This window comes from Methylobacterium sp. Ger2507, from assembly GCF_055231875.1.
Genome location: NZ_JBUYVC010000001.1, coordinates 1,349,869 through 1,374,039, shown reverse-complemented (window position 1 = coordinate 1,374,039; position 24,171 = coordinate 1,349,869). Strand labels below are relative to the sequence as shown.

Below are 24,171 nucleotides of genomic sequence, written 5' to 3'. Positions count from 1 at the left end.
GGCGATGCCATGGGGGAGGCGCAGGCTTCCCGTAGGCCTGGGCGGGATCGAACGGGAGACACCATGCGCCGCCTCGCCCCCCTTCTGCTTGCCTCAGTCCTGCTGCCGGCTCCCGCCCATGCCGAGCAGGACCTGCTGCTCGGTGCCGACATGGGCTCGGCCGCGATGACCCGAGCCGAGATGACCCGGACGGAAGTCGAGGCGATGATCGCCAGGGCCAACGGCAAGCCCATCGACCTGTCCGATAGGGCGCTCGCAGGCCTCGACCTCTCCGGCCTCAATCTTACGGGTGCGAACCTGCGCACCGCTCGCCTCAACAAGGCAAACCTGCGCGGCGCCGACCTGACCGGGGCGAACCTGGAACAGGCCTGGTTCATCAAGGCGGACCTCTCTGGCGCCAAGCTCGTCGGCGCGAAGATGTTCGGCATCACCGCCCGCGACGCGAACCTCAGCGAAGCCGACCTCAGCCGGTCCACGCCCATCGGCGACTTCAAGGGCGCCAACATGAGCGGGGCGACGCTCGTCGACCTTAAGGGCGGCGCCGATATCAAGAACCAGTCCATGGGCCTGATGCGCGCGGTGTTCGTCTCGGTGAACCTCAGGGGCGCCAACCTGAAGGGAGCGGACCTCGGGCGCTCGCGCCTAGAATACGCGGACCTCACGGACGCGGACCTGACCGACGTGGTACTGATGGGCTCGGACCTGTCAGGCGCCAACCTCACTGGAGCCACGGTCGCGGGCGCGGACTTCAAGAACGTGGATGTCAGCGGTGCGCGACTCGTGTCCCTCAAGGGTCAGGAGAGCGTGAAGGGCTGGACGGCACGCGTAAACGCAGACCGCGCGATCACGCAGGCTCCCGACTGACCCTGCCACCTGGGCGCCCGCGGAGCGGTGGATGCCCTCCAACCCCTTCGACAGGATCCTCGGAGCTTTCGTATTCTTTCCACGGGACCGGGGACACGGGGCGTAGCATCGAATGGAGAAACACTTTTCGCAGGGCGAGCTTGAGGCTCTCGCGGATGCCCTCGGCGATACCGGGGATGGGCTGACGGGCGGGGAGATCGAGCATCTCCTGCAAACCTGCGGCATCCCGGACCCGTCACCGGTACTCGCGAAGCGGCACCGACTCTACAATGCCTTCGGTGCGAGCCAGAACGCCCGACGCGAAAGGCTCGCAATCCTCGCCTTCATCCGAAAGGCGATGAAGCCAGGGCGTTACTTGCGCCAGCCTGAACGTTTCGAGCCTCTCCGCACAAGGCTGAACGCGGCGCTGGCCTTCTCGGCGCTGGCGGTCGACGAGAGTGGGAGCCTGGTCCCGTCCACGGAGGCGAAAACCCTCCCGGAAGCCCGCCGACGTGCCAATGAGCTCCGCGCGGACCTCCAATCGCGCGGCACCCATCCCGACGTCCTGGTGTTCTGCCGTGAGGAACTCCTGGCCGACAACTACTTTCATGCCGTGCTCGAAGCGGTAAAGAGCGTTGCAGCCAAGCTACGGGCGAGAACCGGCCTGACCGACGACGGCAGCACGCTCGTCGAACGGGCGCTGGGCGGCAGTCCGCCACTGCTGGCCGTCAACGCGTTGTCCTCCGAGAGCGAGCGTTCGGAGCAGAAGGGGTTCGCGAACCTCGTCAAGGGCGTCTTCGGGATGTTCAGGAACCCGACGGCCCATGCTCCCAAGGTTCACTGGGCCATGGCGAAGTCGGATGCCGAGGACCTCCTGACCCTCGTTTCGTTGATCCATCGCCGGCTGGATGGGGCAACGAACCCGCCGCGGGTCTAAAGCCCGCATCGGGTGGAGTGCATGTCGATCCCGGGTCAGAGGTCCTCGGACACGCCGGGCTCATGGTCGGCCAGAACCTCAATGACACGGCAGTGGCTGATGCGTCCCCGTTCGCATTGATCGACGGTGGCCTGCACCGCCTCCCGGAGGGCGGACAGGCGGGCGAGACGGTCATCGATGTCGGCAAGGTGGCGACGGGTGATGGCCTCGACCTCGGCGCACGGAAGATCCGGTTGGTCCGCGAGATCAAGCAGCGTACGGATGGCATCTACCTCGAAACCCAGAGCCCGGGCATTCCGGATGAACTTGAGGCGCCGGACCGTGGCGTCGTCGTAGCTGCGCCTGTTCGTGTCTGTTCGCGCGGCAGCCGGTAGCAGCCCGTTGCTTTCGTAATAGCGGATGGTCGGAATCTTCACGCCGGTCTTTTCGGAAAGCGCGCCGATGGCGAACGACTTCATTTCCCGCCCTCTCCTCTAGCCACTGGAGAAAATACGGCAATCCTGCTCGGTGGGGAACCCAGGCCATCGTCAATCCACGAGCGTCCGCGGGACGAAGCGCTTCGCGCTGCGCCCTCTCGACACGAACGGGGTGAAGCCCACCTGGCTGAATGGCAGCCCGCGCGCTTGCGGGATCAAGCCGCGTAGGACCCCTATGTCTTGGCATGTACGAACAGCATCGAATGGTTCATAAGGCGCCCATGAGCGCAGGTTCCCCGACCAGGGCCTATGAGGCGATGCGCGGCTGGTGGGTGACCACCGTCCGCGCGCTGTCGCTCGTACTCGTCCTGGCGCTCCTCGCTCCCGACGCCATCCACTCTGCCGAGCCGTACGGCGCCTCCGCTTCCGAACTCTCCGTTTCGGCGGCCCCGGACGGCACGTCCCCGGGCCGTCCGGATGGCTGTCCGGCCTGCCACGCGAGCTGCGGCTGCCACCAGGCCATCAGTCCCGATGGACCGTTCCGGGCTCCCGCCGCGGAAAAGGGGCGCCTCTCCTACGCGCCGCTGGACGTCGTGGTCGTGTCCGTCTCGCCGGACCGTTTGCCAAGGCCTCCCCGCGCCTGAGGTGACCTCGCCACCTCCGTGGCGCGGGTCAGCCGGCCATCTAATCAGGTGCCGGCTCCCTCATCGAGCGTGATCAGTATGGGACCGTCAGAAGCCGCGCGTGCGGCCGAACGGCATCCCAGGCAAGACGGCCTTTTCTCCCATGCGAACATTTCTGTCCTTGGCCTTCCTGGCCATCGGCATCGCCATCGGCGGTGCCTTCCCAGAGGTTTCTGAGGTCGTGCGAGGCGCCCTTGCGACCGCCGGCCTGTCGCCGACCCCCAAAGCCCCGCAAACGAACGCCGCGAGCGAGACGGCGTCGGAGGGCGTCGAGACCAAGCCCGGCGAGGACGACCATGGGCAGGTCGCCGGCAAGCCGCGGCACGCCAAGGGCGAGACCAAGCCCAATGCCGGTGCCCGGAAACATGCCGAGGGCGAGGCGCACGGCCACGACGAGGAGGGCGAGGACAGGATCAAGATGACGGCCGAGCAGGCCGCCGAACAGGACATCAGGCTTGCCAAGGTCGAGGGCGGCACGCTCTCGCGCCACCTCCTGGTGCCCGGCACCATTGCCCAGGACGCCGACCGGATCACCCGGGTGCCGGCTCGGGTCGCCGGGACCGTGGCGGAGATGCGCAAGCGCCTCGGCGAGGACGTCGCCAAGGGCGAGATCGTCGCCGTCCTCGACAGCCGCGAGGTCGCGGATGCCAAAAGCGACTTCCTCACGGCGACGGTTAAGGCGGACCTGGAAAAGACCAACTTCGACAGGCAGCAGGCCCTCTGGGACAAGAGGATCTCGGCGGAATCGGCCTTCCTGAACGCGAAGGCCGCCTACTCCGAGGCGACCTTGCGCGTCGACCTCTCCCGCCAGAAGCTGTCGGCCCTCGGACTGAACGCGACCGAGGTCGCCGCCGCGGCCAAGAAGGACGAGACCACCCCGAATTCATCGTCCTTGCGCCGCTTCGAGCTCAGGTCTCCCCTCGCCGGGCGGATCGTGGAGCGTAAGGTCGACGTCGGCACGAAGGTCGGCAGCGAGGGCGACCCAGCCGACGTCTATACCGTGGCCGACCTCTCCTCACTGTGGATCGAGCTCCCCGTCCCCACCACCGAGCTGTCCAAGGTCCGCGAGGGCGCCAGGGTGACCATCGTCGGCGGCCAGGATGCTCCCCGCCCCGAGGGCAAGGTCGTCTTCGTCAGCCCGATCCTCAACCCGGAGACGCGTTCGGCCCGGGTCATCGTCGCCCTGCCGAACAAGGACATGTCCTGGCGCCCGGGCACCTTCGTCACGACCGAGATCGAGATCGCCCAGGACAAGGTCGCGGTGCGGCTGCCGAAGTCCGCCATCCAGACCATCGGCGGCGAGAAGGTGGTGTTCGTGCGGACCGAGGAGGGCTTCTCGAAGCGGGAGGTGACCCTCGGCAAGGCGGACGACGATGCCTACGAGGTCCTCGCAGGCCTGGAGCCCGGCGACGAGGTCGCGGTGGCCAACTCCTTCGTCCTGAAGGCCGAGCTCGGCAAGGCCGAAGCCGACCACGACCACTGAGGGCGGCCGCCATGATCTCGAAGATCCTCGACTTCTCCGTCCATCAGCGTTGGCTCGTGGTGCTCCTGTCGCTGCTCGCGGCCGGGTTCGGCGTGTTCTCGCTGACGAAGCTTCCCATCGACGCGGTGCCGGACATCACCAACAACCAGGTGCAGATCAACACCACGGCGCCCTCGCTCTCGCCGAACGACATCGAGCGCATCATCACGTACCAGGTCGAGACCGCGCTCGCAGGCATCAAGGGCCTGGAATACACCCGCTCGCTATCCCGGAACGGGTTCTCCCAGGTCACCGCCGTCTTCTCCGAGGCGACGAACATCTACTTCGCCCGCCAGCAGGTCGCCGAGCGTCTTCAGGAGGCTGAGGCGGCGATGCCGTCCGGGGTCGAGCCGCGCATGGGGCCGATCTCGACCGGCCTGGGCGAGATCTACATGTGGTCGGTGCACTACGCGAAACCTGCTGAGCGCAAGGTCTCGAAGCCCGGTAAACCCGGTTGGCAGCCGGACGGCAGCTACCTCACACCCGAGGGCCAGAGGCTCTCGACGGAGCTCGAACGCACGGCCTACCTGCGCACGGTCCAGGACTGGATCATCCGCCCACAGGTGAGGACCGTCCCGGGCGTGGCCGGCGTCGACGGCATCGGCGGCTTCGAGAAGCAGTACCACGTCCAGCCCGATCCGATGAGGCTGACGGCCCTCGACCTGTCCTTCGCCGACATCGGCCGGGCGCTGGAGGCCAACAACGCCAACCAGGGCGCGCGCTACCTGGAAGACAACGGCGAGGGCTACGTCGTGCGCGCCGCCGGCCGCTTGGAGAGCATGGAGGACATCGGCTCCGTCGTCGTGACCACGCGCGGCGGCGTGCCGGTCCGCATCTCCGACGTCGCCGAGGTACGGATCGGGCGCGATCTGCGCACCGGGTCGGGCAGCGAGGACGGGCAGGAGGTCGTCATCGGCACCGCCCTGATGCTCATCGGCGAGAACAGCCGCACCGTCGCCGCCGCGGTCGACGCGCGCATGACCGGCATCCGGCGCACGCTCCCGCCCGGCGTCGAGGTCCAGACGGTCCTCAACCGCACGGTCCTGGTCGAGGCCACCATCCGGACGGTCGCCAAGAACCTGGCCGAGGGCGCCGCCCTCGTCGTGGTGATCCTGTTCCTGCTGCTCGGCAACATCCGCGCGGCCATCGTCACGGCCCTCGTCATCCCGGTGGCGATGCTGATGACCATGACCGGCATGGTCCAGGGGCGCATCAGCGCCAACCTGATGAGCCTTGGGGCCCTCGATTTCGGCCTCATCGTCGACGGGGCGGTCATCATCACCGAGAACGCCCTTCGCCACCTCGCCGAACGCCAAGGGGAACTCGGGCGAAAGCTCGACCTGGAGGAGCGCCTCGCCACCGTGCGGGTCTCGGCCGAGGAGATGATCAAGCCCTCCCTCTACGGGCAGGCCATCATCATCCTCGTCTACGTGCCGCTCCTCACCTTCACCGGGGTCGAGGGCAAGATGTTCGAGCCAATGGCACTCACCGTCATCATCGCCCTGGTCGCGGCCTTCGTCCTGTCGCTCACCTTCGTCCCGGCGATGATCTCCATCGTCATCACCGGCAAGGTCACCGAGACCGACAACCTTTTCGTCCGGGCGATCAAGGCCGCCTACCGCCCTGTCCTCGGGGCCGCCCTGCGCGTGCCCATGCTGTTCGTCGCGGTCGCCCTGGTGCTGCTCGTCGGAGCCGGCGTCCTGTTCAGGGGTCTGGGGCAAGAGTTCATCCCGCAGCTCGACGAGAAAAGCATCGCGTTGAACGCCCAGCGCATCCCGTCGACGTCCCTGTCGCAATCGCAGGCCATGCAGCTAAAGGTCGAGCAGGCCATCGGCCGGTTCCCCCAGGTCGCCTACGTCTTCTCGAAGACCGGCACCGCCGAGGTCGCCTCGGACCCGATGCCGCCGAGCTCGTCGGACACCTTCGTCATCCTGAAGCCGCAAGCCGAATGGCCGGACCCGGACCTGTCCAAGGCCGAGTTGCAGGAGAGCATCGAGAAGGCCCTCGGGGCGCTCGCGGGCAACGTCTACGAGTTCTCCCAGCCCATCCAGCTTCGCTTCAACGAGCTATTGGCCGGCACCCGCGGCGACCTCGCCGTGAAGGTCTTCGGCGATGATCTGGGCGCGATGACCGCGGCCGCGAACCAGATCGCCGCCATCCTGCGCGGGGTCGAGGGCGCCGACGACGTCAAGGTCGAGCAGACGGCCGGTCTGCCGTTTCTGGAGATCGGGATCAACAAGGCCGAGGCGGCCCGCCTGGGACTGAGCACGTCCGCGATCCAGGACGTCATCGGGGCGGCCATCGGGGGCCGCGAGGCGGGCGTCGTCTTCGAGGGCGACCGACGCTTCCCCATCGTCGTGCGCCTCAACGACAAGGTGCGCGAGGACCGCGAGGCCCTGGAGAACATCCCGGTGCCGTTGCCTCCCGGACCAAACGGGCGCGCCGCGTCGGTGCTCCTGAAGCAGGTCGCGAGCTTCTCGGTGACGGAGGGCCCGAACCAGATCTCGCGCGAGAACGGCCGGCGCCGCGTCGTGGTCACCGCCAACGTGCGGGGCCGTGACATCGGCTCGCTCGTGGCCGAGGCGCAGGACAAGGTGGCCTCTGGGGTGTCGCTCCCGGCCGGCTACTACGTGACCTGGGGCGGACAGTTCGAGAACCTGGCTTCCGCCCGCCAGCGCCTGATGGTGGTCGTACCGGTCTGCTTCTTCCTGATCTTCCTGCTGCTGTTCTCGGCCCTGAACTCGGCCCGGGACGCGCTCCTGGTGTTCAGCGCGGTTCCCTTGGCACTGACCGGGGGCATCGCCGCCCTGTGGCTGCGTGGCATGCCGTTCTCGGTGCCCGCGGCCGTCGGCTTCATCGCCCTGTCCGGGGTGGCGGTGCTCAACGGCCTGGTGATGCTGACCTACATCAAGCAGCTCATCGCCGAGGGACGGCCAAGGCGCGAGGCCATCATGGAGGGCGCCATGACCCGGCTCCGTCCTGTGGCGATGACCGCGCTGGTGGCATCCCTCGGGTTCGTACCGATGGCGCTGGCGACCGAGACCGGGGCAGAGATCCAGCGTCCCCTTGCGACGGTGGTCATCGGCGGGCTCATCTCGGCGACCCTGCTGACCCTCGTCGTCCTGCCGGCTCTCTACGCTAGGTTTGCCGATGCGGTCGCTCCCGAGAGGAAGGATCGGCCCATGCCGGTCCAACCGCATCTCCGCGCCGCCGAGTAGGAGGGTCGGCATGAGCAAGAAGGTCGCCCGAACCATCGCCGACTGGGGCGGCGGCGGCCCACGTCGCCGACGCCGCGTCAGGCCCCACGTCCGTCGCGCGGCCGGCCGGGCGTTCGCCCTGGCCCTCATCGCCATCCCGGCCTGCGTCTACCTTCTGTACTGCCTCTGCAACATCGGCGGGAGGACGCACTTCCACCTGATGCCGACGGGGCCGATCCATCCTCAGGACGGATCCCCGTGGGGAGACAAAGCCTCGATGATGCGGCAGTCGGCGACGGACCCGCAGCCGCACTGACCGATGACGTCGCGCAGCTCATGCGCCAACCGGGTCAGGTCGGCCAGCTTGCGCTCGACCTGCGCCAGGTGGGCGCGGGCGATGGTGTCGACCTCGGCGCAGGACCGGTCGCGGTCGTCGGCCATGGCGAGAAGCTCCCGGATCTGGTCGACCGTGAAGCCGAGGTCCCGTCCCCGCCGGATGAAGCTCAGGCGGCGCAGGTGCTCCGGACCGTAGAGACGGTAGTTGCCCGCCGACCTTTCCGGCGCCGGCAGGAGCTTCACCTTCTCGTACCACCGGATCGTCTCGACGCGGGTGTTCGTCGCCGCGGCCAAGTCGCCGATGGTCATGGGGGGTGCGTGCGCCATGGCCTTGACCCTGTAGTTGCTACAGGGTGCATGTAGGGCCTCAGACCCTTCGGCGCGAGGCCCGGGTCGACGGAGCTTGCCATGTCAGGGCCAGGAACATCGGGAGCGGTCCCCGCAGGCGCCGCGCTGCGCTACCGCGTGAAGGGCATGGATTGCCCGAGCTGCGCGACCAAGATCGAAACAGCGGTAACCCGCATGCCCGGCGTCCGCGACGTCCGCGTGAACTACACGGCCCAGGTCCTCGACCTCGTGCTCGACGAGGGCTCGACACCCAGGGCGGACCTGGAGAACCGGATCACGGGGCTCGGCTATGGCGTCGGGTCCCTGCCGACCGCGGCCGACCTCGCCCGCTCACAGGCAACGGGCATCGCGGCCTCGGCCATCGTCGAGGAGGAGGCGGAGTCCCCCGCCTGGCGCAGCCGCAAGGGGCTTTTGGCGCTGGGCATCGCCGTCCTGTTCGCAAGCGGATTTCTCCTGCAGACGGTTCGGCCCGGGCTGGCCGGGGAATACGCCTACTGGCCCGGCGCGCTCCTGGGTCTCGCCTTCTACGGACGCCGCGCCATCGCCGCCGCCCGCAACGGCTCGCCCTTCTCCATCGAGATGCTGATGTCGGTCGCCACCATCGGGGCGCTCGCCATCCATGCCGCCGAGGAAGCGGCGGTGGTGGTCCTCCTCTTCACCGTTGGCGAGATGCTCGAAGGCTTTGCGGCGGGCCGGTCCCGGGCCGGCATCAAGGCCCTCGTGGGCCTGGTGCCGAAGACGGCGCGCCTGGTCGAGGGGGACGGCGCCGTGCGTGAGGTGGCGGCCGCCTCCCTGGTGATCGGCCAAACCGTGCTGGTGCGCCCGGGTGACCGCGTCCCTGCGGACGGCGAGGTCACGGACGGCACGTCGAGCCTTGACGAGTCCCCGATCACGGGGGAATCGGTGCCCCGGCCAAAGGAGGTCGGGGACGCCGTCTATGCCGGCAGCGTCAATGCGGACGGGGCCCTGCAGGTCAGGGTCACCCGGATGCCGTCGGACAACACCGTCGCCCGCATTCTGCACATGGTGGAGGAGGCGCAGGCTTCGAAGTCGCCGACCGCCCGGTTCATCGACCGCTTCAGCGCCGTCTACACCCCGGTCGCCTTCGCGGTCGCCGCGCTGGCGGCGCTTGGCCCGCCGCTGCTGCTCGGCGCCGACTGGGGCACCTGGATCTATCGCGGACTGGCGTTGCTCCTCATCGCCTGCCCCTGCGCCCTCGTGCTCTCGACCCCGGCCGCCATCGCCTCGGGTCTTGCCGCCGGAGCGCGGCGGGGACTGCTGGTGAAGGGCGGCGCCGCCCTGGAGACCATCGGACGGGTGCGTACCGTCGCGTTCGACAAGACGGGGACGCTCACGGCAGGGCGTCCAAGGGTCACCGACGTCCTCCCATTTGCCCCGGACATGACGGATCGCACCCTGCTCGGGCTCGCGGCGACGGTGGAGGCCGGATCGAGCCACCCCATCGCTCGTGCGATCCTCGAACGTACGGAGGCCGACGCCATCCCCCTGCGCCCCGTACGCGATGCCCGTGCGGTTCCCGGCAAGGCCGTCCAGGCCACGGTCGCCGGTCGCACGGTCGCGGTGGCATCCCCGCGCCACGCCGCGACGCTGGCCAGCCTCTCGCCGGAAGCGGAAGCGACGGTGCAGGCCCTTGAGGAAGCCGGCAAGACCGCCGTCGTCGTGGTTCGGGACGGAGAGGCGCTCGGCGTCGTGGCGGTCCGGGACGAGCCCAGACAGGATGCGGCCGCCGGCGTCGCGGCCCTGCGCCGGCTTGGGGTCGAATGCGTGATGCTGACCGGCGACAACCGGCGCACCGGCGAGGCCATCGCCAAGGGCCTGGGACTATCGGTCCGGGCCGACCTGCTGCCGGCCGACAAGCTCGCCGAGATCGGCGCGTTGAAGGAGGTCGGCCCGGTCGCTATGGTCGGCGACGGCATCAACGACGCCCCCGCGCTCGCCTCCGCCAGCGTCGGCATTGCCATGGGCGGCGGCACAGACGCGGCACTGGAGACGGCTGACGCGGCCATCCTCAACGACCGGGTATCGGACGTGGCCGCCCTCGTGGCGCTGTCCCGGGCGACGCTCGGCAACATCCACCAAAACGTGGCCATCTCGCTGGGGCTCAAGGCCGTGTTCCTGGTGACGACGCTCGCAGGCATCACTGGGCTATGGCCGGCCATCCTGGCGGATACCGGGGCGACCGTCCTGGTGACGGCCAACGCCCTTCGCCTGCTCCGGGCTTGAGCCGATGCGTCTCATACGGGAAAGGGCCGGGTTCGGCGCCCTCGTCGTAATCGCTGTGACCGCGGCGGGCACCGACCTGTGGACCAAGGCGCTGGCGGTCGACAGGCTTTCCGACGAAACCGTGCACGCGGTACTGCCGATGCTCGACCTCAGGCTCGCGTTCAATCATGGCATCAGCTTCAGCCTGCTTCCGGCGCATGACGCGACGTCCTTGGTCGTCCTTCTTGCGCTTCAGGGAATGCTGACGGCCTACGTTGCCCGGTTGGCATTCCGCGCGACCGGAGCGTCGGAAGGAGTTGGTTTCGCCATCATGACCGGCGGTGCACTGGGAAACCTCATCGACCGATGGGTGGACGGCCGCGTCACGGACTTCCTCGACCTGCACCCGGCGGAGGTGCATTGGTTCACCTTCAACATGGCCGATATCTGGATCAGCCTCGGGGCCGCCTTGATAGCTTGGGAGGCAGTCGGCAAGCCGGGCGGGCCGAGACCACCAGCGCCGCTTGATCGGGCCGCCCTACGGGTCCCTTAACGGCGTCATTTCGGTCGTGCCCGTAATGGTCGAACGGCCTGGCCGCAGGCATGGACGATGCGGTCCTGCTAATTGAACGAATGCTGGGATGCGTCCGTCCCTTCAGTCAGGCGGAGGATGCGTTTAGGAAGAACGGCGCATGGGGTCCTATGCCTCGATGCCGGCCTCGCCCGCGACATGGTCGGGCTTCTCGACTTGACCGCGTCGCTGAAGCTGGAGGGCCACGACCCAGCACAGGACCGCCCAGGCCGACCCCACGCACCAGCCTGCCAGCACGTCGGTCGCGTAGTGGACCCCGACATAGACCCGGCTCAGCCCGACGACGACCGTGAGGAAGACGGCCAGCCCCATGAAGTACGCCTTCAGGCGAGCGCCCGCCGCCACGCGCGTCATGAGGGCGCCGAGTGTCAGGTAAGTCACGGCGGAGAGCATGGCGTGGCTGCTAGGGAAGCTGGCGGTGAACACCTGGATGCCGCCGGGGATCTCGGGTCGGGGCCGGTTGAAGAGGAGTTTCAGCCCGAAGCTGATGACCGTCCCGCCCAGGATCGATCCCACCACCAGGACCGCGGCCCCCTGCTTGCGGATCAGGAGCAGGTACCCTGCCACAGCCGCGATGAGGAAGCAGAGGACCACCATGCTGCCCAGGGAGGTCACGTCCCGGGCCATCTCGTGCAGCCAATCCGGTCCAATCGGACCAGCCGCGCCGGGTGGACGGAAGAAGTGGGCGACGCGGGTGTCGAACCCCATCGTGCCGCCCTCCATGACCTTGTCGGCCAGGAGACCAAACCCGAGGATGAGGGCGGCGACGCAAAACAGCGTCACGGGCAGACCGATCTCCCGCTTGCCGAGGCGCGCCATGATACCGGCACGGGCGGACGGAGAGGACTGGTTCATGCGCCCGAACTCCTGGATCGGTCCCTTGACGGTTGCTGGCTCGGGACACTCACCGCCTCATGCGGCAGAGCCGAAGAACCCGTTCGGATCCTCGCCCGTTCCCCCGCGGTGAGCGGCGAGCCAAGGAGAACCCGCACCTTTGTTGCCCGCAATGGTCGCATCCACGCCGAGATCCCTGTGGAGGAGGGCCTGAAACGTCGGATATCGACCCCGAGGCCTAGTGGTCGAAACCTGACGCTTGATACCGTCCGCTTCCGACCCAACTACGCCGTAAGAGCAAGCCAACGTATCTCTCGAAAGCAGACGTTGCAGTCGATCTCGCCGTGCGAGGGCATGATCTCGGATCTCCGCCTTTCAGAGTGGTGACGCCGCCGCATCATTCCTCTGACTGCTCCTGGGTGACGGCCGTATGCCGTGGTTGAGGACGAGTCGGCGGTCACGCTGACGTCACCAATCTTTTTCGTGTGTCAGTGGAATAGACGCGCCCGTTCGGCATCTCTCCCGATGCGGTCATGGTCGACCGCGGGAGACCTCACTCATGCACACCATGCTGATCCGCGCTGCCTTTGCGGCCTTCGCCTTCTCCGCCGCCGCCGCCCAGGCCGCTGCGCCTGCGATGACGGCCGAGACTGCCAAGGGGCCGGCGCTCGTCGATGCCAAGAGCATGACCCTCTACACCTTCGACAAGGACATGGGCGGCAAGTCGATGTGCAACGGCCCCTGCGCCGCCAACTGGCCGGCCCTGATGGCCGCCTCCGGCTCGGCTGCTAGTGGCGACTGGACGATGGTGACGCGGGACGACGGCACGATGCAGTGGGCCTACAAGGGCAAGCCGCTCTACACCTTCGCCAAGGATACGAAGCCCGGCGACATCACCGGCGACGGATTCCTCAACGGTGCATGGCACATCGCCAAGCCCTGATCGGTAAAGCCTCGTGGACGAGATCGCCGCCCTCATCGAACCGCAGATCCCAGCGTTGCGGCGCTACGCAGTCGCACTGTTGCGGGACCGCGAAGCGGCGGATGACCTCGTCCAGGACACGTTGGAGCGGGCGTTGTCCGGCTGGTCCGGACGTCGCCGCGACGGCGACCTGCGAGCCTGGCTGTTCACGATCGAGCGCAACCTGTTCCTCGGCACTGTTCGACGCCGGGGCCGGCGCGGCATCGATGTCGGCGCTGAGGCTTTGGAGCAGGTGCCCGATCCGGGTGCCGACCCCGAGGCCGTTATGGGGGCACGCGACGTGCTCACCGGACTCGACGCCCTGCCCGAGGAGCAGCGCTCAGTGCTACTGCTCGTCGCGGTCGAGGATCTGTCTTATGCGGAAGCGGCGCAGGTGCTCGGAGTACCGCTGGGCACGGTGATGTCGCGGTTAAGCCGAGCCCGGGAGCGGATGCGAAGTTTTCTGGAAACGGGCCGAACCGGCTTGTTGAGGAGGGTGAAATGAGCGGGGATCCACGCCCGGTCGGCGAGGACGACCTGCACGGCCTGATCGACGGTCGTCTCGAACCGGAGCGGCAGGCACTGGTCGAGGCATGGCTCAGGGGAAACCCCGCGCGGGCGGCCGAGGTCTCGGCGGATCGCGCCCTGCGCGAGCGCTTGCGTGCCCGCCTCGCGCCGATCGCCGAGGAGGCGATCCCGGCGCGGCTCCGGGTGGCCAACATCCGCTCGCGACATCGCCCGATAACCGGGCGCTGGCTTCCGGTCGCGGCTGCGGCCGTGCTCTGCCTCGCGGTTGGCGGTGCCGCCGGCTGGTTCGGCCATGCCGCGCGGCAGGTACCCACGGTCACGCTCGCGCGAACCGAGCCGGCGACCGACGACGCGGTGGCGGCCTTCCGCACCTACGTGGTCGAGGCGGTGCATCCAGTGGAGGTGCGCGCCGATGAGAAGCCACACCTCGTGACGTGGCTCTCGAAGCGCCTCGGCCGGGCGGTGACCACCCCCGACCTCACGGCCTACGGCTTCCGCCTGATGGGGGGCCGGCTGCTGCCGGCGGGTTCCGAATCCGCCGCGATGCTGATGTACGATGACGATCACGGCACCCGGCTGACGCTCTACAGCCGCGTAGGCGATGCGGATGGCCGCACGGTGTTCCGCTTCGCCCGCGAGGGCGACGTCGCCGCCTTCTCCTGGGTCGATGGCGGCATGTCCTACGTCGTCACCGGTCGCACCGACGAAGCGCGGCTTTTGACCGTCGCGCAGGCGGTTGACGCGCAGGTCCGTGGATTGCCGGTTCCGCCGCGGCAACCATGACCCTCGACCAACTCCGCATCTTCGTGGCGGTGGCCGAGCGGCAGCACGTAACCCGGGCTGCCGAGGCGCTGAACCTCGTGCAGTCGGCGGTCAGCACGGCGATCGCCAATATCGAGGGACGACACGCGACCAAGCTGTTCCATCGGGTCGGCCGCGGGATCGAGCTGACCGAGGCGGGACGCGTGTTCCTCGTCGAGGCCCGCGCGGTGCTCGCCCGGGCCGAGGCCGCCGAGCTGGTGCTCGCCGACCTCAGCGGCATGCGACGCGGGACGCTGGCCCTCTACGCCAGCCAGACCATCGCCAGCGACTGGCTGCCGCGCCACCTTGTCGCCTTCCGCCGGGCCTACCCTGAGATCGCCATCCGGCTGGCGGTGGGCAACACCACCGACGCTGCCGATGCGGTCCGCGCCGGGCAGGCCGAACTCGGCTTCGTCGAGGGGGCGCTGGACGACCCGACGCTCGCGAGCACCACCATTGCTCATGACCAGCTCGTCCTCGTGGTCGCCCCAGGCCATCCCTTCGCCGGAGCGACCGCCCTTGAACCCAAGGACCTCGCCGGGGCCGACTGGGTGCTGCGCGAGGGGGGATCGGGAACCCGCTCGGCCTTTGAGGCGGCGCTGGGTGCGGCCGGCCTCGCTGCGGCTCAACTCCAAGTCACACTCGAATTGCCCTCGAACGAGGCGGTCCGCGCCGCCGTCGAGGCCGGGGGCGGGGCCGCCGTGCTGTCCGAGACCGTGGTCGCCGCAGCGCTTCGAGCCGGGACCCTGGTACGGGCGGCGTTCGCCCTGCCGAGCCGGCCGTTCCGGGTACTGCGCCACAAGGAGCGCTACCGCAGCCGGGCCGCCGACGCGCTGCTCGATTTGATCGCAACGGCGGATGCCGAATGAGCGAGCCCGCGAAACCCGTTCCCCCCGACGACCCGCGGGTCAGGCTCGCCGAGGACCGCACGGTGCTGGCAGCCGAGCGCACCTTCGTGGCGTGGCTTCGCACCGGGCTCGCCTTCCTCGGCGTCGGCCTGGCCGCGCAGCGCTTCCTGCGAGAGGTGCTGGCGGTCTGGCCACTGAAGGTGCTGTCGCTCACGCTGATCGCCTGTGCGCTCGCCTCGTTCGCCGGCGCCGCATGGCGGGACCGAGCGATCCGGGCGCGACTCGCTCATGCCGAGATCCCGATGATGCCGCGCATCCTCACCGTCGGGGTTGCGGCCCTGCTCATCGCGATCTCGGGCCTCGCTGCCACCGCCCTGCTCTGGGCGTGACGGTCAGGCCACCGTTACCCGCACCCGGTGCCAGGCGGCGCTGAGGTAGCCCTTGTAGTTCCAGGTGTCGTCCGGCGCCGCAGGCTGGGTCTGGCCGGCGGAATCCCAGGCCCGTACCGCGAGTTCGTGCTCGCCGGTCGTCAGCTCGCGCTCGATCTCCCAGAACGTCCAGGCGTAGGGTGCGTCGGCGTCGCGGTCGATCCGGGCCTGCGCCCAGCTGCGACCGCCATCCGTCGAGACATCGACGCGGGCGACCGCGCGGTCACTGGCGATGGCGTAGCCGCGGATCGCGTGCCGGCCGGCCTTCAACGCCGCGCCGCGGGCGGGCTCGCAGATCGCGCTGTTGAGCGGCATCGCCTCGATGGTGATGCCGTGGGCGGGGTCCGCGGTCTCGGCGGTCACGTCGGGCGGAAACAGCTTGTAGTCGTCGGCCTGCATCGGGTTGTTGGAGGGGTGATCCTGCACCGTGATGCGGGCGAGCCATTTCGGGCTGCGGATGCCGGCAAAGCCCGGCACCACAACACGCAGCGGGTGACCGTGCTCGGGGGCGAGAAGCTCGCCGTTCATCGCGAAGGCGAGCAGCGTCTCGGGGGCGAGAGCCTTGGCGAGCGGGATCGAGGCGCCGAAGCGCGTGTCCGTATGGGCGATCCGGTCGTGGCTCTCGAAGGCGACGTGACGTGCGCCCCCCGCGTCGAGGCCGGCCGCGCGCAGCACCTCGGCGAGGCGCACGCCGGTCCATTCCGCGTTGCCGATGGCGCCGGGCGCCCACGGGTCGCCGGAGACCGGCGCCACCGCCAGCATGTCGGCCCGGCGGTTGCCGGCGCATTGCATCACCGCCGTGACGGTGACGGGCGCGAAGCGTTCCTTGAGATCGGCGAGCGAGAGGTCGAGCGACGTCGCGACCATCCCGTCGATAATCAGGCGGTAGCTGTCGGCGTCGAGGTCCGGGATGTCACCGTGGCTGCGGACGTAGAAGTCGGCCTGATCAGTCAGGAAGGCCGCGCGCAGGCGATCGAGCGGCGGCTCGGCGTTGTAGGGCGCCTTTCCGTGGACGATGAGGCGGTCCTTGCGCTGGAACAGGCCGAGCATGGGGTCTTTGTCCTGCGTTCGTGACGTGTCGACATCGGGAACGCGCCGGGAGCCGAGAAGGCACCCGGCGCGCGACGCCTCAGGGCTTCATGGTCGAGATGACCGCGTTCTTCGCCCGGTCCACCACGGCGACGCTAAGGTCGCGGTTGAGGACGTAGGCGTGGGCGTTGTCGGCCGAGAACGCGATCGCCTGGCGCGGCTCGTTCAGGCCGGTCACCGTGGCGACGACCTTGAGGGTGCCGGTGTCGATCACCGACAAGGAGTTGTCCTTGAGATTGCCCGAATAGACGAAGCGCCCGTCCGGGGTCAGCGCGGCGCCGTAGGGGTCCTTGCCCACCGCCACCTCGGACGTGACCTTACGGGCGGCGACATCGACCACGCCGATCGTGTTGCGGCCGCTGTTGGCGGCAAACAGCGTCTTACCGTCCTTGGTGATCGAGATGGCGCGCAGCTTGTCGAACCCGGCGATCTCGCCGGTGATCTTGTTGGTGGCGGTATCGACCAACGTGATCTTGTCGCCGAGGAAGTTCGTCACGAACACGGTCTTGCCGTCCGGCGACAACTTCACGCCCTGGCGCGGCTGCGCGAAGCCGGGGATCACAGCCTCGGCGAGCATGGTCCTGGTGTCGAACACGGTCAGCGTGCTCGCGGCCTCGTTATTGACGTAGAGCTTGGTCCCGTCGGCCGAGAGCACCGTGCCGAACGCGCCGGGGCCCGCGGCGAGAACGCCGGCTTCCTTGCCGGTGGCGGTCTCGTAGACCGTGATCCGGCCGGTGCCGCTGTCGGAGACGTAGAAGCGGGCGCCGTCCGGCGCGAACACGATGTTGCGCGGGGTCACGAAGCCGTCGAGGCGGCGCAGCACCGTGCCCTTGGCGACGTCGTAGACGATGACGGCGCTCTCTTCGCTGTTCGACACAGCGGCGACCGTACCGGCGGCGTTCAGCGCCAGCGCGTTGTTCTTGATCGCCCCGTCGAAACCGGCGGCGAACCCGGGCTGGCCCTGGGCGAGGAGCAAGGCGGCTCCGGCGACGAGGGCGCGCAGGCTGGTGCGGATATGGGTCATGAAGCGTGTCTCTCGGGCATGCGCGCTCGTTCGGCGGCCGGGGCCTGCCGTGAGGGCTGGTTCGAAATCGGAAATCCGTCGTGCAAGGCCGGGCCGGCCGTGCATCGCCCTGAGGAGACGCCGGAAGGCGCGGTCTATTCCCCGAGGCCGGCGAAAAAAGCGCGGCGGCCTCGGGAATCGGGGGTTCAGGGCGTCGGCTTCAACGCCGTGAGGTAATCGATGATGGTCTGCACGTCGGCCTGATCGACCGGTGCCTTGTAGACGTGAACCATCTTGTTCACGGTCTCGGTCCACTGCGCCTTGGTGAGCTTGGGCTGGGTCAGCACCATCCCGGCCGAGTGGCAGGCAAGGCAGTTGTTGTTGACGGCCTCGGCCCCCGGCCCGTCGGGGAAGATCCGGTCGGAGGTCGGCATCGCAATGGATTGCGAGGTGAAGCGCATCGGCTCGGGGGCCGGGGCGGCGAGCGCCACCAGAGGAGACAAGGCGAGCGCGGCGATGAGGGCCGCAGGGCGGATCGGGTTCATGGCTGGTCTCCTCAAGCGGCCTGGAAGGACACGGTCTCTATGCCGTTCTGCATGAAGCCGTTGGCGTTCCAGACCTGGTCCATGCCCTGGGCGACGCCGTTGGTATTGGTGCAGCGGACCTTAACCGCATGGGTGCCGGCGGCCAGCGCCGGCAGGCTGCCGTCGAAGCGGCGGAAGCTGTAGGGGCCCTCGTCCGCGCCGAGTTGCGCCGGAAACCACGTCGCCCCGCCGTCTCCGGAGAAGTCGACCGCCTTTACCCCGCAATCGCCGCCGAAAGCGATGCCGCGAAGGGCCACCGGCGTTCCGGCCGCCACCTTGGCGCCGTCGGTCAGGTTGGTGACGAAGGAGCGCGGCACCATCCTGTTGATCGGCACCGTCTTGAAGCCGGTCTGGCCGGGCTTGATGTTGGCGCCCGGCACGTCCGGGATGCGGTAGGCGGTCTTCATCCAGTACCCGTCGTCGGGCTTGTCCAGCACCTCGATGTCGGACAGCATCTTGACCCAGTAGGTCGAATACCAGCCCGGCACCACGAGGCGGAGCGGGAAACCGTTGAGCAGCGGGAGCTGCTCGCCGTTCATCGCGTAGGCGATCATCACCTCACCATTGTTGGCGTGGTCGAGATCGAGCGACTTCTTGAAGTCCGGCGCGTCGTCGACCACGGGCTCGTCGAGGCCGTTGAAGCGCACCTGCACGGCGCCGGACTTCACCCCAGCGCGTTCGAGCACGTCCTTGAGGCGTACCCCGGTCCAGCGGGCGTTGCCCATCGAGCCGTTGGCCCATTGCGCGCCGGGCACCCGCGGCTCGAACAGCCCGCGTGAATTGCCCGAGCACTGGTTCACCGCGGCGATCTCGAAGCGCGGCAGGCCGGCGATGGCGTCGAGCGAGAGCGAGAGTTCCTTATCGACGTGGCCGTGGACCTTAAGACGGAAGGTGCCGGCATCGACTTCGGTCGGGATCGAGGCCCAGTGCCAACGGACGTAGAAGCGGTCGTTAGGGGTGAACACGCCCTCGTCGAACACCGAGAACGGCGTCTCCAGCAGCGGCGGATGGGTGCGTTGAAGGATCATCTCGGCCTTGCCCGGAAAGGCGGTGGTCAGCGCCCGCTCGTCCGGGCCGCCGGGCAGCGGAAGCTTCACCGAGCCCGCGGCCCAGGCCGGCATGGCGGTGGCGAGGCTGCCGACCCCTAGGCCACCCAGGACGAGGCGGCGGTTCAACGGTTCGTGCAGATGGCGCATGATGTCTCCCTGGAATCGTTTGTTGGGCCGCGTCGGCCGGTCGCTGGATCTCGGTGTCGCCGTCGGCGGACGGCATTGGCGTCGGTCGGGACGGTTCGGTCTCGCCGCCGGAAACTCGGGTCGTCGATCCATGTCATCCCGGCAAAGAGGCGTCCTCTCCGTGAACGAGATGCTACAGCGAGATGATTATTCCACCCAATGATCGTTAGAGATCTGAACGATCTCCGATTGCGATCATCCGAAGATTTCCGATCTCCGATCAATGGCGGGCGGCCGGATCAGATGATCGTCAGCCAGGCGGTGCCGACGGCGGCGACAGTCAGGGCGACCGTCCAGAACAGGACCCAGCGCATATGACCGCTGGTCTCGCCCTGCCGGGCCTCGTCAGTGGTCTCGAAGGTGGGTCGGGTCATGATGGATCTCCCTGTCATTCGGGTGTTCGAAGGCTTCACGTGCCGCCGGACGGATGCCCGGCGGCCAAGGGGGCGCTGTCAGCGACCGATCAGTTCCCGCGCCGGGCCGCCGGTCTCCTGGCCGCGGCCACGGGCGTAGGCCGGGAGTGCCGGGTTCTTGGCGTTGGCGCCATCGGCGTCGCCGTAGATCGGTGCGGATGGGCTGGTGATGAAGCGGACCTGCGGAGCGCGGAGGCCCTGGGCCTGCGAGAGGCCCGTCATGCCGACGAGGGCGGAGGCGGCGAGGGCGACGGCAGCGATCGTACGGGTCATGGTCGATATCCTTCTGGTCGGGTCGTCACGTCGGTTCGTGATGACAAGAAGGTAGCGGCCGACAACCATTCATACTAATGGTTTGATTAGCTAGTTTTAATCGATTGTTTTGATGATTAAGCGCCGCTTGCGAGTTGATGTTTATCGCGGCGGCGCGCGATGCGGGGTCGTGCTAGAGCCGGTGCGTTGACCCTCCGAAGCCCAAGAGCGCCCCGTGTCCGAATCCAGTCTGCTGGCGATCAGCACAGGCCTAAAGCCGCTCTCGCGCCTCCAGCATCCGCGGGACGTGATCCGACAATTCACGCCGAACTGGTTCACCGTGGTGATGGGCACTGGCGTGGTCGCCTTGGCCCTCGACCGTCTGCCGGAGACGCATGCCCTGCTGGCCCCTGTGCCGCTCGGGCTCTGGCTCGCCTCCGTCGTGCTTTTCGCCACCTTCTGCCTAGTCTACGGCGCGCGCTGGATCTTCTACTTCGATGGCGCCCGACGGATCTTCGGACACTCGACGGTGTCGATGTTCTTCGGGGCGATCCCGATGGCACTGGCGACGCTGCTGAACGGGCTGCTGATATTCGGTCCGCCCTATCTCGGCGCAGAGACCGTCCGAATCGCACTGCCACTGTGGTGGTTCGACGTGGCGCTCGCTCTGATCTGTGCTGTCGCGATCCCCTACCTGATGTTCACCCGTCAGGAGCACCGCATCGACCAGATGACGGCCGTATGGCTGCTGCCAGTGGTGACAGCCGAGGTCGTCGCCGTCTCCGGTGGCCTGCTCGCTCCAGCCTTGAGCGGCGAGAGCCAACAACTCGCCGTCATCGTCACGAGCTTCGTGCTCTGGGGCGTCTCGGTCCCGCTGGCGCTGAGCATCCTGGCGATCCTGGTGCTGCGCATGGCGCTGCACAACTTGCCACCGCGTGAGATGGCCGCATCGAGCTGGCTCTCCCTCGGTCCGCTCGGAACCGGGGCGCTCGGCCTGCTCGTGCTGGGGCAGGCCGGTGGCCCGATCCTCGCGGCAGGCGGTTTTGCCGGCGCGCCCGAGATCCTCAGGATCACGGGCCTGATCGGCGCGCTGATCCTCTGGGGCTACGGCGCCTGGTGGTTTCTGCTCTCGCTCGCCGTCACCGTGCGCTACCTACGCGCCGGCGTTCCGTTCAACCTCGGCTGGTGGGGCTACATCTTCCCGCTCGGCGTCTATGCCCTGGCCACCCTGCGGATCGGCGAAGTGACGGCACTCAGCGGGTTCGCCTGGCTCGGAGCGGGCCTCGTCGGCCTGCTGACCCTACTCTGGCTGATCGTGTCCGTGCGCACGTTGCGCGGGGCCTATCGCGGGGAGCTCTTCGTCTCGCCCTGCCTCGCCGGGGCCTGACCGGGCCTCGGGCGCATCCGATCGGTTCAAGCGAGGCCCAGCACGCGGATCAGACCGAGGCTGACGGCGCCGAGTGCGACGAGCGAGGCGACCACCGCCAGGGTCACCCGCGCCCCGGCCTTGGCGACGCTGCGCACATCGACCCCGAGGCCGAGCGCCGCCATCGAGACCACGGTGAGCAGATTGGCGGTCTCCGACATCGGCGCGAGCGCGACCTGCGGAACCAGCCCGGCCGAGCGAAGGCCCGCGAGCGCCAGGAAGGCGAGGATGAACCACGGCACCAAGCGGTGGATCGCGAGGCCGGCGCGAGCAGGGCGGTCGCCAGCGGTGACGCCGGGGGCGGCCTCGTCGGTCTCCTCGCGCAGCCGGCTTGCGCCGAGCGAGAGCATCAGGACGACCGGGCCTAGCATCAGCACCCGGACGAGCTTCACCAGGGTTCCGACCTGGACGCTGAGCGCCGCGACCGGCGCGGTGGCGGCGAGGACTTGCGGAACAGCGTAGACGGTGAGGCCGGCGAGCACGCCGTACTGCATCGGCGACAGACCGAGCAGCGGCACCAGCAGCGGTAGGCCGAGCACCACCAGCACGCCCAGCACCGCGGTGAAGGCGATGGAGGCGGCGACGTCCTCGCCGTCGGCGCCGATCACCGGTGCCGTGGCCGCGATCGCCGAGTTGCCGCAGATCGAGTTCCCGCAGGCCACGAGGATCGCCATGCGCGGATGCAGCCCGAGCGCTCGGCCGATGCCGTAACTCGACAGGATCGCCACCGCGACGACGCCCGCAATGCCGAAGAGCAGGCCCGGTCCGGCGGCGAGGATCGTCGCGAGGCTGAGCGACGCCCCGAGCAGGACGACCGCGATCTCCAGCACGGTCTTGGCCCCGAAGGCGATGCCGGGAAAGAAACGCTGCGACGGGGTCCAGGCGGTGCGAATCGCGCTCCCGAGCAGGATCGCCAGTACCAGGGCTTCGAGCCAAGCGCGACCGAACAGATGCGCCTCGACGGCCTCGAAGCCGACCGCTGCGGCGGTGACCGCCACGCAGAGGCCCAGTCCCGGAAGGATGGCTCTCGTGCCGGCCAAGGCGTGCATCGATCGAGGGTGGGAGAAAAGTCTGGGCGCGGACATGGATGGCTCCGATGTGATGCCGGAGGATCCCAGGGCCCGTTCATTCACTCCAACGGAATGATTAGATGCTTGCCATCACTGAAATAGATGAAAGCAGGACCCCTTCAGAGTTTGCGGAGACCCATTGTGGAGGGCCGACAGGCGGATTCACCCGTCGATCCAGCGGGCCTTGATCGTCGTGTCCGCAGCAAGCTCATAGATCCTGACGGAGCCCGTCGCGAGTTCAAGGTGCTCGACCTCCGCGGGGCTCAGGTCTTCAAGCGCCATGACAAGCGCCCGCAGGCAATTGCCGTGGGCGACGACGAGCACGTCTCCGCCCATAACCGCCGGCTGGATGGTTCGGAGGTAGCATGGGACGATGCGGGCGACGGTATCGCGCAGGCTCTCACCGTTCGGCGGCGCCTCGGCGTAGGAGCGGCGCCAGGTCTCGATCCGCTCCGCCCCCCAGCGCGCATCGGCGGCGATCTTGTCGAGCCCGCTGAGGTCGCCGTAGTCTCGCTCGTCGAGCGCGGCGAAGCGTTGGGGGACCAATCCGGGTTGCCCGAGCGCATCGAGAATAAGCCGGCCGCTCACGATCGCCCGCGTCAGCGTCGAGGTGAAGGCTGCGGAAAAGCGCCAGCTGCGCTCGGCCAAACGCCGCCCGGCTGCCTCGGCTTCCATCCGGCCCTGCTCGGTCAAGGGCGAGTCCAGCAATCCCGTGAACAGGCCGGATCGGTTGGCTACGCTCTGGCCATGCCGGACCAGCACGAGATGTCGCGTGACCGGGGCTTTGCAATCGTGAATCACGCTGTCTCCCGAGGCAGAGCACTTTCGTGCCGGTCGCATCGCCTCTGATGATGTCGGCATCCGACTTCAACGAACTTCGACCATGCGATGGGTTGGACCGTTCATCCGGAGTCGGCGGGTCATCCTAGGTCCGCTTAAGAACGTCTCGCGACTGAAAGCAGCCAAGCTGCTTCCCACCCCAAGCTGACCTCGCGAATGGGTACCAAGCGTCAGATTTCAACCACTAGGGGCCCGCATCCACGGGACCTACGGAAACGGCGCTAGGCAACCATGCTCCGATGGCGCAAAAGAAACCTATGTTATGCGGCAACCTACCGGCCAGGCCGGCCTTTGGTATCCATGCCCCTGCCTGACCCCGCCGATGCCCCCCATGTCCTCGTGGTCGACGACGACGCCCTCATCCTGATGGATGTGTCCGACATCCTGGAGGATGCCGGTTTCGTGGTTCTTGAGGCGATGGACGTCGCCCAGGCGACGCGGGTGCTCGACGAGCACCATGGCAAGGTGCAGCTGCTGTTCACGGACGTGCAGATGCCCGGGCCGGACAACGGCTTCGACCTGGCGCGGCGGACGGCCGTGACGTGGCCCCACATCGCCATCGTGGTCGCCTCCGGCAATGTGCGACCTGAACCCGGGGACCTGCCCGATGGGGCGACGTTCATCGGGAAGCCGTTCAGCCCCTCCTTGGTCCGGCACCACGTGCGCGAGACGATGCCGTCGGAGAAGCACCCCGGGCCCCTTCGGAGGTAAGCCCGGGATCGGTTGGCCGGAGCCCCATGCCTCCTACCGGCTCTCCTCGAT

Annotated in this window: 25 protein-coding genes; 14 read left to right on the top strand and 11 right to left on the bottom strand. The window is 68.3% G+C overall.

Features of this window, described 5'->3' with window-relative positions; genetic code table 11:
* Positions 1-63: 63 nt before the first annotated feature.
* Both ACV7NL_RS06370 and ACV7NL_RS06365 read left to right on the top strand, forming a co-directional pair.
* A complete protein-coding gene (locus tag ACV7NL_RS06370; protein ID WP_056172900.1) occupies positions 64-864 on the top strand; it encodes a pentapeptide repeat-containing protein in 801 nt (266 codons plus the stop codon).
* Between the two features lie 112 nt (positions 865-976).
* Positions 977-1,780, top strand: coding sequence for a TIGR02391 family protein (locus ACV7NL_RS06365; RefSeq protein WP_056172897.1), 804 nt, complete (start codon positions 977-979; stop codon positions 1,778-1,780).
* A gap of 35 nt (positions 1,781-1,815) precedes the next feature.
* Here the strand turns inward: ACV7NL_RS06365 and ACV7NL_RS06360 are convergent, their stop codons facing one another.
* The gene (locus ACV7NL_RS06360; RefSeq protein ID WP_056172894.1) at positions 1,816-2,238 is read right to left on the bottom strand and encodes a MerR family transcriptional regulator; all 423 of its coding nucleotides are present in this window, start codon (positions 2,236-2,238) and stop codon (positions 1,816-1,818) included.
* Between the two features lie 239 nt (positions 2,239-2,477).
* Here ACV7NL_RS06360 and ACV7NL_RS06355 point away from each other — a divergent pair, with 239 nt between their 5' ends.
* From ACV7NL_RS06355 to ACV7NL_RS06345, 3 genes are all read left to right on the top strand, one after another.
* Complete coding sequence (locus ACV7NL_RS06355) at positions 2,478-2,840, top strand: hypothetical protein (RefSeq protein WP_463355211.1); 363 nt, start codon at positions 2,478-2,480, stop codon at positions 2,838-2,840.
* Positions 2,841-2,982: 142 nt separating this feature from the next.
* Positions 2,983-4,362 carry an efflux RND transporter periplasmic adaptor subunit gene (locus ACV7NL_RS06350; RefSeq protein ID WP_056172891.1) on the top strand — a complete coding sequence of 460 codons (1,380 nt, stop codon included), beginning with the start codon at positions 2,983-2,985 and terminating at the stop codon, positions 4,360-4,362.
* Between the two features lie 11 nt (positions 4,363-4,373).
* Positions 4,374-7,619, top strand: a complete 3,246-nt coding sequence (locus tag ACV7NL_RS06345) for an efflux RND transporter permease subunit (protein ID WP_056172889.1) — start codon at positions 4,374-4,376, stop codon at positions 7,617-7,619.
* Between the two features lie 222 nt (positions 7,620-7,841).
* Here ACV7NL_RS06345 and ACV7NL_RS06340 read toward each other — a convergent pair whose 3' ends face one another.
* Positions 7,842-8,243, bottom strand: a complete 402-nt coding sequence (locus tag ACV7NL_RS06340) for a MerR family transcriptional regulator (protein WP_056172886.1) — start codon at positions 8,241-8,243, stop codon at positions 7,842-7,844.
* A gap of 99 nt (positions 8,244-8,342) precedes the next feature.
* Between ACV7NL_RS06340 and ACV7NL_RS06335 the strand changes: the two genes are divergently transcribed.
* On the top strand, positions 8,343-10,526 hold the full coding sequence (locus ACV7NL_RS06335; protein WP_056172884.1) for a heavy metal translocating P-type ATPase: 2,184 nt from the start codon (positions 8,343-8,345) through the stop codon (positions 10,524-10,526).
* 4 nt (positions 10,527-10,530) lie between these two features.
* Positions 10,531-11,058: a signal peptidase II gene (gene lspA, locus ACV7NL_RS06330; protein WP_018044290.1), complete on the top strand. Its 528-nt coding sequence runs from the start codon at positions 10,531-10,533 to the stop codon at positions 11,056-11,058.
* A 147-nt stretch (positions 11,059-11,205) separates the two neighbouring features.
* Here lspA and ACV7NL_RS06325 read toward each other — a convergent pair whose 3' ends face one another.
* Positions 11,206-11,952 carry a phosphatase PAP2 family protein gene (locus tag ACV7NL_RS06325; protein ID WP_018044291.1) on the bottom strand — a complete coding sequence of 249 codons (747 nt, stop codon included), beginning with the start codon at positions 11,950-11,952 and terminating at the stop codon, positions 11,206-11,208.
* A gap of 538 nt (positions 11,953-12,490) precedes the next feature.
* On the opposite strand from ACV7NL_RS06325, the gene ACV7NL_RS06320 reads away from it, so the two are divergent.
* Genes ACV7NL_RS06320 through ACV7NL_RS06300 form a run of 5 tightly spaced genes read left to right on the top strand, consistent with a single transcriptional unit; the run spans position 12,491 to position 15,458 of the window.
* Positions 12,491-12,874, top strand: coding sequence for a COG4315 family predicted lipoprotein (locus ACV7NL_RS06320; protein ID WP_018044292.1), 384 nt, complete (start codon positions 12,491-12,493; stop codon positions 12,872-12,874).
* A gap of 13 nt (positions 12,875-12,887) precedes the next feature.
* Entirely contained in the window at positions 12,888-13,397 is a 510-nt protein-coding gene (locus ACV7NL_RS06315; RefSeq protein ID WP_018044293.1) for an RNA polymerase sigma factor, read from the top strand.
* On the top strand, positions 13,394-14,203 hold the full coding sequence (locus tag ACV7NL_RS06310) for an anti-sigma factor family protein (RefSeq protein ID WP_018044294.1): 810 nt from the start codon (positions 13,394-13,396) through the stop codon (positions 14,201-14,203). The genes ACV7NL_RS06315 and ACV7NL_RS06310 overlap by 4 nt, the downstream gene beginning before the upstream one ends.
* Positions 14,200-15,090, top strand: a complete 891-nt coding sequence (locus ACV7NL_RS06305; RefSeq protein WP_018044295.1) for a LysR family transcriptional regulator — start codon at positions 14,200-14,202, stop codon at positions 15,088-15,090. Before ACV7NL_RS06310 ends, ACV7NL_RS06305 begins: the two co-directional genes overlap by 4 nt.
* Positions 15,087-15,458 (top strand): YidH family protein, encoded by a 372-nt coding sequence (locus tag ACV7NL_RS06300; RefSeq protein ID WP_018044296.1) that lies wholly within the window; start codon positions 15,087-15,089, stop codon positions 15,456-15,458. Before ACV7NL_RS06305 ends, ACV7NL_RS06300 begins: the two co-directional genes overlap by 4 nt.
* A gap of 3 nt (positions 15,459-15,461) precedes the next feature.
* Here the strand turns inward: ACV7NL_RS06300 and ACV7NL_RS06295 are convergent, their stop codons facing one another.
* From ACV7NL_RS06295 to ACV7NL_RS06270, 6 genes are all read right to left on the bottom strand, one after another.
* Complete coding sequence (locus tag ACV7NL_RS06295) at positions 15,462-16,547, bottom strand: sulfite oxidase (protein ID WP_018044297.1); 1,086 nt, start codon at positions 16,545-16,547, stop codon at positions 15,462-15,464.
* Positions 16,548-16,626: 79 nt separating this feature from the next.
* The gene (locus ACV7NL_RS06290) at positions 16,627-17,610 is read right to left on the bottom strand and encodes a beta-propeller fold lactonase family protein (RefSeq protein WP_018044298.1); all 984 of its coding nucleotides are present in this window, start codon (positions 17,608-17,610) and stop codon (positions 16,627-16,629) included.
* 185 nt (positions 17,611-17,795) lie between these two features.
* The gene (locus ACV7NL_RS06285) at positions 17,796-18,134 is read right to left on the bottom strand and encodes a c-type cytochrome (RefSeq protein ID WP_018044299.1); all 339 of its coding nucleotides are present in this window, start codon (positions 18,132-18,134) and stop codon (positions 17,796-17,798) included.
* An 11-nt stretch (positions 18,135-18,145) separates the two neighbouring features.
* The gene (locus ACV7NL_RS06280; protein ID WP_463355210.1) at positions 18,146-19,369 is read right to left on the bottom strand and encodes a molybdopterin-dependent oxidoreductase; all 1,224 of its coding nucleotides are present in this window, start codon (positions 19,367-19,369) and stop codon (positions 18,146-18,148) included.
* A 278-nt stretch (positions 19,370-19,647) separates the two neighbouring features.
* The gene (locus ACV7NL_RS06275; RefSeq protein ID WP_018044301.1) at positions 19,648-19,782 is read right to left on the bottom strand and encodes a hypothetical protein; all 135 of its coding nucleotides are present in this window, start codon (positions 19,780-19,782) and stop codon (positions 19,648-19,650) included.
* Positions 19,783-19,860: 78 nt separating this feature from the next.
* Positions 19,861-20,094, bottom strand: a complete 234-nt coding sequence (locus ACV7NL_RS06270) for a hypothetical protein (RefSeq protein ID WP_018044302.1) — start codon at positions 20,092-20,094, stop codon at positions 19,861-19,863.
* A gap of 214 nt (positions 20,095-20,308) precedes the next feature.
* Between ACV7NL_RS06270 and ACV7NL_RS06265 the strand changes: the two genes are divergently transcribed.
* Positions 20,309-21,460 carry a TDT family transporter gene (locus ACV7NL_RS06265; protein ID WP_018044303.1) on the top strand — a complete coding sequence of 384 codons (1,152 nt, stop codon included), beginning with the start codon at positions 20,309-20,311 and terminating at the stop codon, positions 21,458-21,460.
* Positions 21,461-21,486: 26 nt separating this feature from the next.
* Here ACV7NL_RS06265 and ACV7NL_RS06260 read toward each other — a convergent pair whose 3' ends face one another.
* Positions 21,487-22,548, bottom strand: coding sequence for a YeiH family protein (locus ACV7NL_RS06260; RefSeq protein WP_018044304.1), 1,062 nt, complete (start codon positions 22,546-22,548; stop codon positions 21,487-21,489).
* Positions 22,549-22,731: 183 nt separating this feature from the next.
* Positions 22,732-23,370 (bottom strand): 2,3-bisphosphoglycerate-dependent phosphoglycerate mutase, encoded by a 639-nt coding sequence (locus ACV7NL_RS06255; RefSeq protein WP_018044305.1) that lies wholly within the window; start codon positions 23,368-23,370, stop codon positions 22,732-22,734.
* Positions 23,371-23,709: 339 nt separating this feature from the next.
* Here ACV7NL_RS06255 and ACV7NL_RS06250 point away from each other — a divergent pair, with 339 nt between their 5' ends.
* Positions 23,710-24,120: a response regulator gene (locus ACV7NL_RS06250; protein ID WP_051074325.1), complete on the top strand. Its 411-nt coding sequence runs from the start codon at positions 23,710-23,712 to the stop codon at positions 24,118-24,120.
* Positions 24,121-24,171 lie beyond the last annotated feature (51 nt).

Bases quoted from the DNA above. Each gene is read 5' to 3' on its own strand.
- ACV7NL_RS06275 (WP_018044301.1), bottom strand. From the start codon at position 19,782: ATGACCCGACCCACCTTCGAGACCACTGACGAGGCCCGGCAGGGCGAG.
- ACV7NL_RS06340 (WP_056172886.1), bottom strand. From the start codon at position 8,243: ATGACCATCGGCGACTTGGCCGCGGCGACGAACACCCGCGTCGAGACG.
- ACV7NL_RS06260 (WP_018044304.1), bottom strand. From the start codon at position 22,548: ATGCACGCCTTGGCCGGCACGAGAGCCATCCTTCCGGGACTGGGCCTC.
- lspA (WP_018044290.1), top strand. From the start codon at position 10,531: ATGCGTCTCATACGGGAAAGGGCCGGGTTCGGCGCCCTCGTCGTAATC.
- ACV7NL_RS06335 (WP_056172884.1), top strand. From the start codon at position 8,343: ATGTCAGGGCCAGGAACATCGGGAGCGGTCCCCGCAGGCGCCGCGCTG.
- ACV7NL_RS06290 (WP_018044298.1), bottom strand. From the start codon at position 17,610: ATGACCCATATCCGCACCAGCCTGCGCGCCCTCGTCGCCGGAGCCGCC.
- ACV7NL_RS06355 (WP_463355211.1), top strand. From the start codon at position 2,478: ATGAGCGCAGGTTCCCCGACCAGGGCCTATGAGGCGATGCGCGGCTGG.
- ACV7NL_RS06295 (WP_018044297.1), bottom strand. From the start codon at position 16,547: ATGCTCGGCCTGTTCCAGCGCAAGGACCGCCTCATCGTCCACGGAAAG.
- ACV7NL_RS06320 (WP_018044292.1), top strand. From the start codon at position 12,491: ATGCACACCATGCTGATCCGCGCTGCCTTTGCGGCCTTCGCCTTCTCC.
- ACV7NL_RS06365 (WP_056172897.1), top strand. From the start codon at position 977: ATGGAGAAACACTTTTCGCAGGGCGAGCTTGAGGCTCTCGCGGATGCC.
- ACV7NL_RS06305 (WP_018044295.1), top strand. From the start codon at position 14,200: ATGACCCTCGACCAACTCCGCATCTTCGTGGCGGTGGCCGAGCGGCAG.
- ACV7NL_RS06345 (WP_056172889.1), top strand. From the start codon at position 4,374: ATGATCTCGAAGATCCTCGACTTCTCCGTCCATCAGCGTTGGCTCGTG.
- ACV7NL_RS06250 (WP_051074325.1), top strand. From the start codon at position 23,710: ATGCCCCTGCCTGACCCCGCCGATGCCCCCCATGTCCTCGTGGTCGAC.
- ACV7NL_RS06270 (WP_018044302.1), bottom strand. From the start codon at position 20,094: ATGACCCGTACGATCGCTGCCGTCGCCCTCGCCGCCTCCGCCCTCGTC.
- ACV7NL_RS06285 (WP_018044299.1), bottom strand. From the start codon at position 18,134: ATGAACCCGATCCGCCCTGCGGCCCTCATCGCCGCGCTCGCCTTGTCT.
- ACV7NL_RS06280 (WP_463355210.1), bottom strand. From the start codon at position 19,369: ATGCGCCATCTGCACGAACCGTTGAACCGCCGCCTCGTCCTGGGTGGC.
- ACV7NL_RS06310 (WP_018044294.1), top strand. From the start codon at position 13,394: ATGAGCGGGGATCCACGCCCGGTCGGCGAGGACGACCTGCACGGCCTG.
- ACV7NL_RS06360 (WP_056172894.1), bottom strand. From the start codon at position 2,238: ATGAAGTCGTTCGCCATCGGCGCGCTTTCCGAAAAGACCGGCGTGAAG.
- ACV7NL_RS06370 (WP_056172900.1), top strand. From the start codon at position 64: ATGCGCCGCCTCGCCCCCCTTCTGCTTGCCTCAGTCCTGCTGCCGGCT.
- ACV7NL_RS06325 (WP_018044291.1), bottom strand. From the start codon at position 11,952: ATGAACCAGTCCTCTCCGTCCGCCCGTGCCGGTATCATGGCGCGCCTC.
- ACV7NL_RS06300 (WP_018044296.1), top strand. From the start codon at position 15,087: ATGAGCGAGCCCGCGAAACCCGTTCCCCCCGACGACCCGCGGGTCAGG.
- ACV7NL_RS06350 (WP_056172891.1), top strand. From the start codon at position 2,983: ATGCGAACATTTCTGTCCTTGGCCTTCCTGGCCATCGGCATCGCCATC.